Annotated in this window: 12 protein-coding genes; 7 read left to right on the top strand and 5 right to left on the bottom strand. The window is 64.9% G+C overall.

All coding sequences use genetic code 11. The annotated features are described in order from the left end of the window. From WP12_RS23950 to WP12_RS06100, 3 genes are all read right to left on the bottom strand, one after another. Positions 1 to 161: transposase (locus WP12_RS23950; RefSeq protein WP_152663831.1), on the bottom strand; the 161-nt coding region annotated here is incomplete at its 3' end. A 54-nt stretch (positions 162 to 215) separates the two neighbouring features. Beyond that, positions 216 to 860, bottom strand: coding sequence for a hypothetical protein (locus tag WP12_RS06095; RefSeq protein ID WP_046192879.1), 645 nt, complete (start codon positions 858 to 860; stop codon positions 216 to 218). 111 nt (positions 861 to 971) lie between these two features. Further along, entirely contained in the window at positions 972 to 1,598 is a 627-nt protein-coding gene (locus WP12_RS06100; RefSeq protein WP_046192880.1) for a trimeric intracellular cation channel family protein, read from the bottom strand. Positions 1,599 to 1,711: 113 nt separating this feature from the next. On the opposite strand from WP12_RS06100, the gene WP12_RS06105 reads away from it, so the two are divergent. The 5 genes from WP12_RS06105 to WP12_RS06125 all read left to right on the top strand — a co-directional run bounded on the left by WP12_RS06105 (position 1,712) and on the right by WP12_RS06125 (position 7,669). Beyond that, complete coding sequence (locus WP12_RS06105; RefSeq protein ID WP_046192881.1) at positions 1,712 to 2,725, top strand: arginine N-succinyltransferase; 1,014 nt, start codon at positions 1,712 to 1,714, stop codon at positions 2,723 to 2,725. Further along, entirely contained in the window at positions 2,722 to 3,996 is a 1,275-nt protein-coding gene (locus WP12_RS06110) for an N-succinylarginine dihydrolase (protein WP_046192882.1), read from the top strand. Before WP12_RS06105 ends, WP12_RS06110 begins: the two co-directional genes overlap by 4 nt. A gap of 69 nt (positions 3,997 to 4,065) precedes the next feature. After that, positions 4,066 to 5,070, top strand: coding sequence for an arginine N-succinyltransferase (locus tag WP12_RS06115; protein WP_046192883.1), 1,005 nt, complete (start codon positions 4,066 to 4,068; stop codon positions 5,068 to 5,070). Continuing rightward, positions 5,067 to 6,470 carry a succinylglutamate-semialdehyde dehydrogenase gene (astD, locus tag WP12_RS06120; RefSeq protein WP_046192884.1) on the top strand — a complete coding sequence of 468 codons (1,404 nt, stop codon included), beginning with the start codon at positions 5,067 to 5,069 and terminating at the stop codon, positions 6,468 to 6,470. The genes WP12_RS06115 and astD overlap by 4 nt, the downstream gene beginning before the upstream one ends. Beyond that, entirely contained in the window at positions 6,467 to 7,669 is a 1,203-nt protein-coding gene (locus tag WP12_RS06125; RefSeq protein WP_046192885.1) for a hydrolase, read from the top strand. Before astD ends, WP12_RS06125 begins: the two co-directional genes overlap by 4 nt. 20 nt (positions 7,670 to 7,689) lie before the next feature. Here WP12_RS06125 and WP12_RS06130 read toward each other — a convergent pair whose 3' ends face one another. Continuing rightward, positions 7,690 to 8,733, bottom strand: coding sequence for a phytase (locus tag WP12_RS06130; protein WP_046192886.1), 1,044 nt, complete (start codon positions 8,731 to 8,733; stop codon positions 7,690 to 7,692). 106 nt (positions 8,734 to 8,839) lie between these two features. On the opposite strand from WP12_RS06130, the gene WP12_RS06135 reads away from it, so the two are divergent. Continuing rightward, positions 8,840 to 11,059, top strand: coding sequence for a TonB-dependent receptor plug domain-containing protein (locus WP12_RS06135; protein ID WP_046192887.1), 2,220 nt, complete (start codon positions 8,840 to 8,842; stop codon positions 11,057 to 11,059). 36 nt (positions 11,060 to 11,095) lie between these two features. On the opposite strand, the gene WP12_RS06140 is transcribed toward WP12_RS06135, so the two are convergent. After that, positions 11,096 to 12,424 (bottom strand): Xaa-Pro dipeptidase, encoded by a 1,329-nt coding sequence (locus tag WP12_RS06140; protein WP_046192888.1) that lies wholly within the window; start codon positions 12,422 to 12,424, stop codon positions 11,096 to 11,098. Between the two features lie 135 nt (positions 12,425 to 12,559). Between WP12_RS06140 and WP12_RS06145 the strand changes: the two genes are divergently transcribed. Continuing rightward, on the top strand, positions 12,560 to 14,488 hold the full coding sequence (locus tag WP12_RS06145) for a tetratricopeptide repeat-containing sulfotransferase family protein (RefSeq protein ID WP_046192889.1): 1,929 nt from the start codon (positions 12,560 to 12,562) through the stop codon (positions 14,486 to 14,488). Positions 14,489 to 14,507 lie beyond the last annotated feature (19 nt).

The following is a 14,507-nucleotide window of genomic DNA, read 5'->3' on the forward strand; positions in this document are numbered from 1 at the left end:
GTCGGCAGATCACGCCATGGACTGCCCGTCCGGACAATCCATAGCACTGCCTCCAAAAATAGACGGTTGTTCCTCCCGCTTCGTCCCGGGTCGGTCGGCTTACCCAGACAATGCGGTTCCATCTTTGCCCACTGGGCGTCGGTCAGTACGAAGCGTTCCATCCAAAGTGTGAATCACATCTCCCCAAAAATGTGAATCCTAAATCCCCACAACCCCTAGTCGAAGCGCTCCGTGCACATCGTCATGACCTCGGCGGGTGCGCCGAGGCGCGTCATCCTGACCAGTGCGCCCTGCTTGAGATCAAGGGTCCTCTCATAGCTTCCCGCGCCGCGCGCCTTCATCGTCGCACCGATCGATCCATCAAGGTCGCGCTTCATCTTCTGGAACGCGGCGAAGCGGTCCTGTGCCTTGGGATCGGTCGTCGTCACCGTCTTCACCAGGAAATCGGCCATCGCGTAGCAGCCCAACTGGGCGTCGAAGCGGCCTTCGGGAAGGGCGATCCCACTGGTCTTCTTCACCTCGGGAAAGGCCTGATCGCAGGGCGCAACCAGATCCTGCCACTTGCCGTTGGTGATATCGGCCTCGACCTCGCTCATGCGGCTTACCACTGCCGAGGCGTTTTTCGTCGAGAAGCCTTCGCCTTCGATACCGGCGAGCATCGCATAGTGAATGATCCGCGTCTGGGCGTCGAAATCGAGATCGCCTTTCGTATCGGGATTCCGGAGACGCGCCTCGGCCGCGCTCACCACGGCGCAGCTCGCGGCCTTATCGATCGGATCGGCCGGCAGAGCGAGCTTCTTGGGTCCGCAGGCCGACAGCATCAGGGCGCTCGCCGAAACCAGAAAAATCGCACTACGCATCGTAACTCCTCACATCCGTCCATTACTGTACGTTTCGGACCGTCAACGGGTTCCCCTCCCGATGGGGAAACAAGATGTCGCTAAGGTGAACCATCGCCGCCTTTGCGGCGGTCAGTCGCGATAACCGGGGAGAGCGATGCCGCGAACAATCGCCAACGCACGCAGGACGAATCCTGCCGACACCGCGATGGCGGCGGCGGGAAGGAGCGGCGCCCCCATCATCGTCAGCACCACGAACAGTCCGGCGGACAGCGCCGCCGCCGTCACATATAGCTCGGGCCGCAGCAATATCGACGGCTCGCCTGCCAGCACGTCGCGGATGATTCCGCCCATACAGGCGGTTATGATGCCCATCGCCGCCGCTCCGAGCGGCGGCACGCCATAGATCAGCGCCTTCCATGATCCGAACACCGCATAGGCCGCGAGCCCCAGGCCGTCGAACCATTCGAGCGCCTTGACCGGCCATATCCGTTGGGGGGTCACCCAGACGGCGAGCGCCGCCAGCAGGCACACCGCGAGCGCGCGATTGTCATGAATCCAGAACACCGGCGCGCCGATCAGAAGGTCGCGCAACGTGCCGCCGCCGGTGCCCGTTACCGCCGCGAAGAAGGTAAAGGTGACGATCGTCATTTGCCGCCGCGCCGCCGCAAGCGCACCGCTGACCGCGAAGATCGCGATGCCGGCGATGTCGAGCAGCGGGAGGACGGACTGCGCCATCATGAAATCGGGAAATTGCATCAACCGGCATGTGCGCCGAATTGCCTTTCGCTTTCAAGCGAAGCTTCGGCCTCCGCGCGAGCAGGCTCCCGTCCCTATCTTGAAAGGCAACCGCGAACGGATGACTATAGGCCATGACCGAATCCCCGACGATCAGGATCCGCCCAGTCCGTGAGGACGATCTCGAGGCGATGCTCGCGCTGGCCGGCAGCGCGGGACCGGGGTTCACCAACTTGCCGTCCGACCGCGCGGCGATGACCGAACGGATCGCGCGCAGCAACGCGCTTCTCGCTGGCGAGGAACTCGGCGGTGCGATCATATTAGGGCTGGAAATCGGCGGCCGGATGCGCGGTTGCGGCATGATCTTTCCCCGGCTGGGCGTCGACTGGCCTTTTTACAGCTATAGGATCAGCTACACGACCCATAGGTCGAGCATCGACGGGCGCATGGTCCGCTTCCCGGTGCTGACCCTCACCAACGATCTGGAGGATTGCGCCGAAGTCGGCGGACTGATGATCGATCCCACGCTCCTGCGGGGCGGCTATGGCCGAATGATCGCACGCAGCCGCTATTTGTTCATGGGATGCCACCGTCCGCGCTTCGGCAAGCGAGTGCTCGCGGATCTAAGGGGCTGGAGCCAGAAGGGCGAATCGCCGTTCTGGGATGCTGTCGGCGGCCGTTTCTACGCGATGAGCTTCGCCGAGGCCGATCATATCTGTGGCACCACGGGAAACCAGTTCATCGCGGATCTGGGGCCGCGCGCGCCGATCCACGTCAACATGCTGTCCGAGGATGCCCAGCGGGTGATCGGCGGCGTCCATGACGATGGCCGCAAGGCGCTGAGCCTGCTGGTCGAGGAAGGCTTTCGCGACGAAGGCTATGTCGACATCTTCGATGCAGGTGTGACGATGGTGGCCATGATCGACGATCTGCGCGCGATCCGCGACCTGCGCCACGCGGTGTTCGCGCGCGCCGACGACGGCGACAGCCTGCGCGACCATCTCATCACCCGGGGCAGCGGCGCGGATTTCTGCTGCACGCTTGGATCGATCGAAATCGCCGGCGGCGGCCAGGCGGCGACCGACCGGGCGAGCGCGGCGATGCTTGGCCTGTCCGACGGCGAACGCTTCAGCTATCTGGCGCTATGACCACGACCGAAATCAATTTCGACGGGCTGATCGGTCCGATGCATAATTATGCCGGGCTTTCCGCCGGCAATGTCGCGAGCGCGAGCAATGCCGGCGCGGTATCGCAGCCCCGCGCCGCCGCGTTGCAGGGCCTCGCCAAGATGAAGCGGCTGATGGACCTTGGGCTGACCCAGGGCTTCATCCCCCCGCCCCGCCGCCCGGCGCTCGCGGCGTTGCGCGGCCTGGGCTTCGCGGGTGACGACAAGGCTGTGCTGGCGCGTGCCGCCGCGGAGGATCCGGTCCTGTTCAACAACGCCTGCTCGGCGTCGGCGATGTGGGCGGCCAATGCTGCAACCGTGATCGCCGGGGCGGACAGCGGCGATGGCCGAATCCACCTCGTCACCGCCAATCTCTCAACGATGCTCCACCGAAGCTTCGAGGCTCCCGACACCTTCGCGATGCTGCGCACGATCTTCGGCGACGAGCGGCATTTCGCGGTCCATCCGGCGCTGCCGGGCACGCAGCATTTCAGCGACGAGGGCGCGGCAAATCACATGCGGCTGACGGCGCAGCATGGCGCGCGCGGACTCAACATCTTCGTCCATGGCGCTTCACGGGGCAGCCGCAACCCCGAACGCCAGGCACGTCGCGCGGGCGAAGCGGTGTCGCGTCTTGCCAGGATCGATGGCTTTCATACGCTGCAATCACAGGCCGCGATCGAAGCCGGCGCCTTCCATAATGACGTGGTCGCGGTCGCCAATGAAAATGTGCTGCTCGCCCATGCTGCGGCTTTCGAGGATCGTGACGGCCTGCTCGCGGCGGCGGCGCGTGCGGTGCCCGATTTCGTGCCGGTCGAGGTCGACAGCATCACCCTCGACGATGCGATCCGTTCCTATCTGTTCAATTCGCAGCTCGTCACTTTGCCTGACGGGACAATGGCGCTGATCCTGCCGGGCGAAGCGCAGGGCAATGAGCGCGTCTGGAAGGCGATCGAGACGATCGTCGCCGGCAATAATCCGATCGCCCAGGCGATCGTCGTCGATGTACGAGAGAGCATGCGCAACGGCGGCGGCCCCGCCTGCCTGCGCCTGCGGGTCCCAGTAAGCGACGCCGCGCTTGGCGGTATCGATCCCCGCTTTCTGCTCGACGAACGCCGCTGGGCCGCGCTCTGCGCACTGGTCGAACGGCATTGGCCCGAGAAGATCGACTCCCGCGACCTGCCCGATCCGGCGCTGTGGGAAAGCGCCCTGGCCGCCCATGACGCGCTGGATGCGCTGCTGCGCGACATTTGAACTTGGCGGGGGAATGTCGCACAAGGCGATGATGGCTTTCCATCTCCAGACTTATCCGCAGGCACGCTGATGCTGGTCGTCCGCCCCGCCGGCCCTGCCGATCTCGACTCGCTGATGGAACTCGCGGTCCTGTCGGGACGCGGCTTCACCAGCCTGCCCGAGGACGAGGCGACGTTGCTCGACCGGCTCACCCTTTCCGAAGCCAGCTTCACCGGCGCGATCGGCCCGCGCGAAGCCTGGTACACGCTGATGCTCGAAGACAGCGACACCGGGCGGATCGAAGGGATCGCCGGCGTCCGCGCCGCGGTCGGCGTTACGCGGCCGCATTTTTCCTTCCGGGTGATGACGCTCGCGCAATTTTCCTCGGCGATCGGGACGCGCTTCGATCATCAGGCGCTGGTGCTGGTCAACGAATGTTCGGGCTGGACCGAGGTCGGCTCGCTCTATCTGCGGCCCGAGCGGCGTTCGGGCGGCGCGGGAAGCCTGCTCGCCCGATCGCGCTACATGCTGATCGGAGTCGAGCGCGCGCGTTTTTCGGAAACGGTGATGGCCGAACTGCGCGGCTATTTCGCGCCGGACGGGGTTTGTCCCTTCTGGGAAGGCGTCGCGAGCAAATTCTTCCGTCTGCCATTCGAGCAGGCCGACCATATGGTCATGTCTACCGATGGCCAGTTCATCCTCGACCTGGCGCCACGCCACCCGATCTATGTCGAGTTGATCGACCAGGCCGCGCATGAGGCGATCGGGCGCGTCCATGTCGAAGGCGAGGCAGCGCGGGCGATGCTCGAACATGAGGGTTTCCGCGGTTCGGGGCTGATCGACATCTTCGACGGCGGCCCGACCTATTCGGTGCCGCGCGACGCGATCACCACGATCGAACGCACCAGTCCGCTGGCGCTGGTGCAGGGTAATCCGGTCGAGGCGCCCGAGCGGCTCGTCTCCACGGCGTCGATTGAAGGATTTCGTGCGACCCGCGCCAAGGTGCGGATCGAACATGATACGGCGATGGTCGATGCCGCCGCGCTCGATGCGCTGCGGCTTAAGCCGGGTGAGCTTGTGAGGGTTAGACAATGATGCAGTCGATCGATCCGGCAACCGGCCAGGCGATCTGGGAAGGCGAGGAAACCGCGACCGGCGCGATTCCGGCGATGGTCGAACGCGCCCGCGCGGCGCTGCCCGCCTGGGCGGCAAGGAGCGTCGACGAGCGCGTCGCAATCCTCAAGGCCTATGCCGAGACGCTCAAGGCGCGCAGCGAGGATATCGCCCGCGACGTGGCGCGCGAAACCGGCAAGCCGCTGTGGGAAACCCGCACCGAGATCGCATCGATGGTCGGCAAGGTCGGCATCTCGATCACTGCCCAGGCCGAGCGCGCGGGCAGCCGATCGGCGGAGATGGCGTTCGGGCGGGCCGTGCTGCGCCACAAACCGCATGGCGTGATGGCGGTGCTGGGCCCTTATAATTTCCCGGGCCACCTGCCGAACGGTCATATCGTCCCCGCGCTGCTCGCCGGCAATACGGTGCTGTTCAAACCGTCGGAGGAAACACCGCTCACCGGGCAGCACCTGACCCGCGCGCTGCATGATGCCGGCGTGCCGGAACATGTCTTCCAGATCGTTCAGGGCGGTCGCGACCAGGGCGCGGCGCTGATCGCCGCCGATATCGACGGGCTTCTCTTCACCGGCGCTGCGACCACCGGCGCGCATTTCCGCCGCGTGATGATCGATCGGCCGCACGTCATCCTCGCGCTCGAACTCGGCGGCAACAACCCGCTGATCGCCTGGGGCGACGCCGACGCATCGGCGGCGGCGATCGTCCAGTCGGCGTTCATCACCACCGGCCAGCGTTGCTCCTGCGCACGCCGCCTGATCGTGCCCGAGGGCGTGGAGGGCAACGCGATCATCGAGGCGACCCATACCCTTGCCTCGCGGCTGCGGATCGGCGCGTGGGACGATGCGGACGAACCCTATATGGGCCCGCTGATCTCGACGCGCGCCGCGCAGAATGCGATCGATGCGGTGTCGGCGCTCAAGGCCCAGGGCGCGAAGCCGCTGCTGCCCTTCGAGCGGCTCGAACGCAGCGACGCCTTCGTCACTCCGGCGATCTATGACGTGACCGGTATCGACGTGCCTGACGCGGAGATTTTCGCCCCGGTGCTGCAGGTGACGCGCGTTCCCGATTTCGACGCCGCGATTGCGGCTGCCAACGCCACCAGCTTCGGGCTCTCGGCGGGCCTGCTCAGCGACGACCCGGCGTTGTGGCAGCGTTTCGTGAACGAATCGCGCGCGGGCGTGGTGAACTGGAACCGGCCGACCACCGGCGCGGCGGGGAACATGCCTTTTGGCGGTCTCGGCCAATCGGGCAACCATCGCCCCAGCGCCTATTATGCCGCCGATTACTGCGCCTATCCGGTCGCGAGCTTCGAGGCCGAGGCGATCGCCGACCTTAGCAGCGAGCTGACGGGGCGGATATTGTGATCGACCAGCACCGCGCCGCACTCGACGCCGCTGTCGCGGCGCCGATGCTGGCGCAGGTGCGCGCCTGGAGCGCGGTCAACAGCGGGTCACGCAATCTCGACGGCCTGAAGGTCATCGCCGGGACACTGGCCGACGCTTTCGCGATATTGCCGGGTGATGTGGCATTGCTCGATCCGGCGCCGGGCGAGGAGGTCGATCGCGCGGGCAAGTCCAACGCCATTGCCTTCGGCCGGAATCTTCATGTCCGCGTCCGGCCACAGGCGCCTGTCCAGCTGCTGCTTACCGGCCATATGGATACGGTCTACGCGATCGATCACCGGTTCCAGACGCTCACCGATATCGACGGCGGAGCGGTGATCAACGGTCCCGGCGTCGCCGATATGAAAGGCGGCATCGCGCTGATGCTGGCGGCGCTCGCTGCGCTGGAGGCCTCCCCGCTGGCCGAACGGATCGGCTATGAGGTGATCGTCAATTCCGACGAGGAGATCGGCTCGCCCGGCTCCGCCCTGCTGCTCGCCGAACGCGCACGGGGAAAGCTCGCCGCGCTGACCTATGAGCCCTCCGCGCTTCCCGACGGCACATTGGCGGGCGCGCGCCCCGGCAGCGGCAATTTCTCGATCGTTATCACGGGGCGCTCGGCACATGCCGGGCGCAATCCAGAGGACGGGCGCAACGCGATCGTCGCGGCAGGCGATCTGGCGCTGCGGCTGTCGCGGGCACGGCGGGCGGGCCTGTCGATCAATCCTGCAAGGATCGACGGCGGCGGGCCCAACAATGTCGTGCCGGACCAGGCGGTGTTGCGCGTCAACCTGCGCCCCGCTTTGCCCGAGGATCAGCTGGCGGCGCAGGCGCTGCTCGACGATCTGATCCGGGCTATTGCCGCAGAGCATGACGTATCGGTCCACATCCATGGCGGCTTTGGCCGTCCACCCAAGCCGATCGACGACAAAGCCGCGCGCCTGTTCGCGCTGGTCGAGGAAAGCGCGGCGCTGCTCGGCCGGCCAATCACCCACAAGGCCAGCGGCGGCGTGTGCGACGGCAACAACATCGCCGCCTGTGGCGTGCCGGTGGTCGACACGATGGGCGCGCGCGGCGGTGCGATCCATTCGCCCGACGAATATCTGATCGTCGAGAGCCTCGCCGAACGGGCTCAGCTCTCGACGCTCGTCATGCTCAGGCTCGCCGAACAGGGTTTATAACGTCAGCCGGCGGCAGACGATCATGGATTGAGCTTCAGCGCGTTTATGACCGCGTCCCAGGCTACCAGCTTGAAGTTCTGCGCCTTGGGCATGTTGTCGCCATCCTGGGCGATGAACAGACCGCCGGGATAGCCAGGGCCGAAATCGCCGAGTTCGAGAGCGATGCCATCGGTCTCGCTGGTTTCCCCGAAGCGGCCCGCGCCGATCCGGAAGCGGCCGGCGAAGAGGCCGTCTTCCAGGCGGTAGAGCGCATAGGCGTTGTCGCCCTGGCTCGATACGACCAGCCAGCCTCCCTTGTCGCCAATCGGGGCGAGCGCCAGTCCCTCGACATCGGCGACCAGATTCGCGCCATCGACTTTGGCGATCGAGGTCGCGGCGGTCGATCCCGTCGGTGCGGCGTCGAAGCGCCACAGGCCGACATTCTCCTCCGCGACATACAGCATGTTGGTCCGGGGATCGACGGCGCAGCCTTCGGACTGGGTGGCAAGCTTCATCGTGCGCACGATCGCGCCGGCGGGCGCAGTTCCGGACAGGTCCAGCGCCACCTGAGCGATGGTCCCGTCCTTTGCGACCATATAGACGTGCACCGCCCCACCCTGCGGCGCGAGGCACAGGCCATAGGCTTCGCCGGCCCCGGCAGCCACGGTGCCTAGCAGCCTGAGCGTCGCCGCAGCGGTGTCGAGTTCGAACAGCGCGATCCGTGCGTTCAGGGGATCGTTGCGATCCGAAGCCGCGACCAGGACGCCCGGCCTCCCACCGATCAGGGTGGTGATCAGGTCGACATTGTTGACCCGGCCGGCATCGATGAAATGACGCTGGCGGCCGCTAAGGTCATAGACATTCAGACCCGCCTTTTTGTCGGTACCGACGATCAGGCTGCGCGCCGGATCGCGCGGGTCGCGCCAGATTGCGGGATCGTCCGCCGCATCCGCATTGGCGGTGGCGACCGCATCGGTCTCTCCGGCCGCCGTCACCGCCGGCGCGGGTGCGCGCGCCGCAACCTCTGCCCAGCTTGGCGTGCGTGCAGTGCATCCCGGCAGGAGCAGCGCGAAAAAGCCGGCCATTGTCACTGATCTGAAAACTGTCTGTCTGCGTAGCGTCATCACGGTCCTCCAACTGTCCGCCGACTCGCACGCAATTGCGAAGCATTGGTGACAAAGGGGCATTTCGATGAAAAAGATGACTATCCTGCGGCTTGGCGCGGCGGCAATCCCGTTGATCCTGGCGGGCCCGGCTATGGCCGCCGACGCGGCGGCCGCCGAAGCCGAGGCCCCTGAAGCCAACCAGATTATCGTCAACGGCGAGATCATCTTTCGCGATCGCACCACCGATCCCAACCCCGTCCTGACCTATGGCCTCGACTATTTTCAGCGCTTCGAACCGGTCTCGGTCGGCGAAATGCTGAAGCGCGTGCCCGGCGTCACCTTCACGTCGGACGTGCTCGAATATGATGGCGTCCAGTTTCGCGGCCTTCCACCGGGCTTCACCCAGGTCCTGATCAACGGCCGCCGCGCGCCGGGCGGCGAATCGGACCGTAGCTTCTTCGTCGATCGCCTGCCCGCCGAACTGATCGAGAAGATCGAACTCGTCCGCAGTCCGCGCGCCGACCAGCCCAGCGAAGGCGTCGCCGGCACGCTCAACATCATCACTAAGGAGTCGGTCAGCTTCGAAGGCGGCTTCGCCAAGGCGGGCGCGCTGATCAATAGCGACGGCAAGGTCCGGCCCTCGGGCGCAGTGGCCTATGCCGGCAAGCTTGGCGAGGCGACCAGCCTGTGGGCCGGCCTCAATTATCAGGAGCGCCGCAACCCGAAGAAGAAGGTTTCCCTGCGCTATGGCGATATCTTCTCGGGCGACGGATCGCCCGCCGATCCCGATTTTGAGGACACCGAGCTGCAGGCCGATACCCGCGATGGCCGGGACGTTTCGGGCAATGCCGAGATCACCCATGAATTCGACGGCGGCGGGCGGCTGCGCATCGGTGGCCTCTATGTCGACACCAATCGCGACGAGGACGAGACCTCGCTTACCTATGAAGGGCCCGACCGCGATTTCGACGAGGCCGAGGTCCAGCATGAGGATATCCACCAGAAGACCTATGCGATCACCAGCGACGCCAGGGTCCCGTTCGGCGGCTTCGAACTGGGCCTTGCCGCCGGCTGGAATGGCTATCGCGAAAATACCGACATCACCATCGATAAAGGCAGCGAGGAGGATTTGTCCGACCTGGCCCTCGACGAAACCGAGACGCTGCGTATCCGCGACAATGAATATACCGGCACGGCCAGCCTGACCTGGGGCGACGATACGCCGTTCAGGATCAAGGGTGGCGTCGATCTGCTCAGCAAGAAGCGCCGGGGCGAGAATCTGGTGTTCGACGATGAGGGCGCGCTGGACGATCTCGATCTCTCCGCCAATTTCCAGATCAAGGAAAAACGTTATGATCCTTATCTGCGCTTCACATATGCGCCGAGTCAGCAGCTGAGCATCGACACCGGCGTACGCTATGAGATTACCCGCCGCACCACGACCGGCGCGGACGGCACCCAGCGCTACAAGACGGAATCGCTCAATCCGTCACTACATATCCGATATGCCTTCACCGAATCCGATCAGATCCATTTCTCGATCGCGCGCACCGTCCGTCGTCCGAATTACGATCTGATCTCGCCATATGAGCAGGAAGAGAGCCCAGGCGACGACGATATAACGATCGGCAACCCGCTCCTGAAGAACGAGCGCGCATGGGGTATCGACCTCGGCTATGAGCGCAATCTCGGCGGGCGTGGGATCGTCGGCGTCAATGCCTTCTACCGCAAGGTCAAGGATCTTACCGAACTCGTCCAATTCGCACCGAACCAGTTCACGCCGCAGAATATCGGCGACGGCAAGGTGTGGGGCATCGAGGTCGACTTCTCCGCTCCGCTGACCGTCCTCGGTCTTCCCGACACCGGGCTGTTCGCCAACTATACCTATCTCGACAGCTCGACCCGCGATCCCTTCACGGGTGAAAAGCGCCGGTTCAACAACCAGCCTCATCACGTCTACAATCTGGGCTTCATCCAGACGGTGAAGCCGATCGACGCCAGTTTCGGCGCGACGATCTCAGGGCGCAGCAAGGCTCGAGAGTCGAACTTCGACGAGACGGTCGACCTGACCTACACGCCCGATCTCGAACTGTTTGTCGAGAAGCGCATCGGCAAGAATTTCGTGCTGCGCGGCACCGTCCAGAACCTCCTCGACCGCAAGAAGAAGGAGCGTTTCCTGAAATATGACGGCGACAGCTACGACGAAATCCTCCAGGCGCGCGCCGCTGGAGACATTGACGAATATGAACTCGAGCGGGAACGCTCGGGCCAGCTGTTCCAGATCACGTTGCGCGCTGCATTCTGAAGGCGGCGGGGCCGGCGGATAACCGGCCCCGCTCCCTCACGGATTGGTGCAGCCCAGGGTAGACCCCGCCGCATCGCACGCCGCCCGGTCGCCCAGATAGACCGCGCCCTGCTTCATCACGAAGGCTGGCTTCTCCAACTTGCGGATGTCGGTGAGCGGATCGCCGTCAACCGCGACGATATCCGCGAAATAGCCAGGTACGATCGCCCCTAGATCCTTGGGCTTGCCCAGCAAGGCTGCACCCGTCACCGTCGCTGCCTGGATGACCTGCATCGGGGTCATCCCATAGCGGACCATGATCGCCGCCTGCCTGGCATTATGGCCATGGGGATAAATCCCACTGTCGGTTCCATAGCTTAGCCTGACGCCCATCTTCACAGCTTTGCGAAAATTCTCACGCTGCACGTCGGCGACGTCGCGATCCTTCTGGAGCGACTCCTCCGGCACGCCATTCTTCTTGCCTTCCGACTGGGTGTAGTCGGTGTTGTAGATGTCCATCGACAGCACCGTTCCGGCGGCCTTCGCCATGCGCAGCCCTTCGTCGTCGATCAGACTGGCATGTTCGACCGAATCGGCGCCGGCGCGGATGGCGGCCTTGATGCCGTCGGCGCCATGGGCATGCACCGCGACCGGACGGCCATGCATATGTGCTTCGGCGACTATTGTGTTGGCCTCATCCTGATCGAATTGCTGTGCGCCGACCTTGGTTCCGCGTGAGAAGACCCCGCCCGTCCCGCAATATTTGATATGGTCGGCGCCATATTTGATATTTCGGCGAACGACCGCGCGCACCGCATCGGTGCCGTTGGCGACGCCCTCCGCTTCATGCTCATATTCGGGCGCGAGGTGATTATCGTCGCAATGTCCCCCGGTTATGCTGAGTGCCGGGCCGGAAGCCAGGATGTGAGGCCCCGGTATCTCGCCGGCGTTGATGCCGTCGCGCAGGGCAATATCCGCATAGCCCGAGGAACCGACATCGCGGATCGTCGTGAAGCCGGCCAGCAGCGTCTTGCGGGCATTGGCTGCGCCGGTGATCGCCGAACGCGGCACCGAGATATGATAGGATTCATAAGGGCTGACGGTGGGCTCGCCGGTGATGTGCGTATGGGTGTCGATCAGACCGGGCAGCACCGTCTTGCCCGAAAGGTCGATGATCGTCGCGCCGGCCGGGATGGCCGCGCCGGCAGCGGGGCCGACGCTGGTGATGCGCTCGCCGGTGACGATGATAAGCTGGTCGGCTTTCACCGTGCCGTTCGCCACGTCGATTAGCCGTCCCGCCTTGATCGCGACGATCCGCTCCGCTGCCTCGATCGGCGTTCCGGCCAATGCCAAGGCCGCGCTCGCTATCACCAGATATGACCTCATCCCGATCCTCCCGACTGTGTCTTTTCGACAACGCGTGAATGTAGCGTTCAAGCAGATGGTGCAGCTGCTAACAAGCTTGTTGACACCCCCGCCCCCAAGGTTTCTTCTGCCGGAACAATGTCACGGGGCGGCTGAGTGAATTCAGGCGAGCAGGCACCAACGGGCGGTCTCGAAACGGCGCTGAACCACGCCCGGCGGCTGCTCGACGAAAATCCTGCCCTCGCCATCCAGCAAGCCCGTGAAATCCTGGCGGTGCTTCCCGACCAGCCGCAGGGACTCTATCTTCTGGCGGAGGCCCATGTCCGGTCCGGAGAGCCCGACAAGGCGCTGACCGCTGCGGAGCGGCTGGTCACGTTGATCCCGAACAATGCTGCTGGCTGGCGGCTGATCGCCCGGCTTCAGCGCGCAGCGGGCGACGACCGCGCCGCGCAGGCCGCAACGATGAACGAGCTCGTCGCGGCCTCGACCGACCCGCGTCTCGCCAAGGCGGGCCATGCGCTCGTCACCAACCGCATTCCCGAGGCCGAGGCGCTGTTGCGCGATGCCCTGCGCGCCAATCCGGCGGATATCGCGGCGCTCCGGATGCTGGCGGAGCTCGCTGGCCGGATCGGTCGCTATCGTGATAGCGAGACGCTGCTACGCCGGGCGCTGGAGATTGCGCCGGAGTTCGAGGCCGCCCGCCACAATCTGGCGCTCATCCTGTTTCGTCAGGCCCGCCCTGCCGAGGCGCGGGTCGAGGTGGACCGACTCCTCGCCCGCGATCCGCACGACCGGGCAGCGCGCAACCTGCTTGCGGCGGTGCTCAGCCAGTTGGGCGAGCATGACGCCTCGATCGCACTTTATGAGGAATTGCTGGCCGAGCATGACGGTCATCCCTGGCTGTGGCTTAGCCATGGCCATGGCCTGAAGACGGTGGGTCGTACCGGCGAAGCCATAGCGGCCTATCGCCGTGCGGTCGCTATCCGGCCAGAGACGGGCGAGGCATGGTGGAGCCTCGCAAACCTCAAGACCTTCCGCTTCACCGATGCCGACGTCACGGCGATGCGCACCGCGCTCGCCAATGATCGACTGAACCCCGAGGACCGCGCCCAGCTCGACTTCGCGCTCGGCAAGGCACATGAGGATCGCGGCGAAGACGTTGCTGCGGTCGACCATTATCTGTCCGGCAACGCGATGCGCCGCCAGATGGTGCCTTACCATCCGGACGATACGAGCGACCATGTCGACCGGGCATCGGCGTTCTTCACCGCCGATTTCTTCGTGGCGCGTGAAGGCTGGGGATGTCCCGCGAGCGATCCCATCTTCGTCCTCGGCATGCCGCGATCGGGATCGACCCTGATAGAGCAGATCCTGTCGAGCCACAGCGAAGTCGAAGGAACCAGCGAACTCGCAGACATCGGCGCGATCGCCAAGCGGTTGAGCGGCCATGTCCGGCGCGGCACGCCGTCTCCCTACCCCGGTAATCTCGCCCACCTGACCCGCGATGAGGTTCGCGCGCTCGGCGAGGAATATATCGAACGGACGCGGGTCCAGCGGCACAGCGGGCGGCCGCGCTTCATCGACAAGATGCCGAACAACTGGGCGCATGTGGGACTGATCCGGCTTATTCTGCCCAACGCCACGATCATCGACACGCGCCGTCACCCGATCGGCAACTGCTGGTCGGTCTTCAAGCAGAACTTCGCGCGCGGCCAAGCCTATAGCTACGACCTCGCAGATCTGGGCCGCTATTATGCCGATTATGTGCGGATGATGGCGCGCTTCGACCAGGAGATGCCGGGCACGGTACACCGCGTATTCTACGAAGCGATGGTCGAGGACAGCGAGCGCGAGATTCGCGCGCTGCTCGCCGCCGCGCGGCTGGGCTTCGAGCCGGCCTGCCTCGCCTTTCATAAGACCGAGCGAGCGATACGTACGCCCAGCTCCGAACAGGTTCGACAACCGATTTTCACGGATGCGGTCGATCATTGGCAGCGCTTTGCCGACCGGCTGACGCCGTTGCAGCAGACATTGGGAAGTCTCGTGGAAGAATATCCCGGAACCAGGGTGGAAGAGGACGCCTGACCAACCAGAAAAGGGGCTT

It is taken from the genome of Sphingomonas sp. SRS2, from assembly GCF_000971055.1.
Classification (GTDB): domain Bacteria; phylum Pseudomonadota; class Alphaproteobacteria; order Sphingomonadales; family Sphingomonadaceae; genus Rhizorhabdus.

Coding starts and splice junctions, on each gene's coding strand:
- WP12_RS06095 (WP_046192879.1), bottom strand. CDS start 860: ATGCGTAGTGCGATTTTTCTGGTTTCGGCGAGCGCCCTGATGCTGTCG.
- WP12_RS06115 (WP_046192883.1), top strand. CDS start 4,066: ATGCTGGTCGTCCGCCCCGCCGGCCCTGCCGATCTCGACTCGCTGATG.
- WP12_RS06130 (WP_046192886.1), bottom strand. CDS start 8,733: ATGGCCGGCTTTTTCGCGCTGCTCCTGCCGGGATGCACTGCACGCACG.
- WP12_RS06140 (WP_046192888.1), bottom strand. CDS start 12,424: ATGAGGTCATATCTGGTGATAGCGAGCGCGGCCTTGGCATTGGCCGGA.
- astD (WP_046192884.1), top strand. CDS start 5,067: ATGATGCAGTCGATCGATCCGGCAACCGGCCAGGCGATCTGGGAAGGC.
- WP12_RS06100 (WP_046192880.1), bottom strand. CDS start 1,598: ATGCAATTTCCCGATTTCATGATGGCGCAGTCCGTCCTCCCGCTGCTC.
- WP12_RS06110 (WP_046192882.1), top strand. CDS start 2,722: ATGACCACGACCGAAATCAATTTCGACGGGCTGATCGGTCCGATGCAT.
- WP12_RS06135 (WP_046192887.1), top strand. CDS start 8,840: ATGAAAAAGATGACTATCCTGCGGCTTGGCGCGGCGGCAATCCCGTTG.
- WP12_RS06105 (WP_046192881.1), top strand. CDS start 1,712: ATGACCGAATCCCCGACGATCAGGATCCGCCCAGTCCGTGAGGACGAT.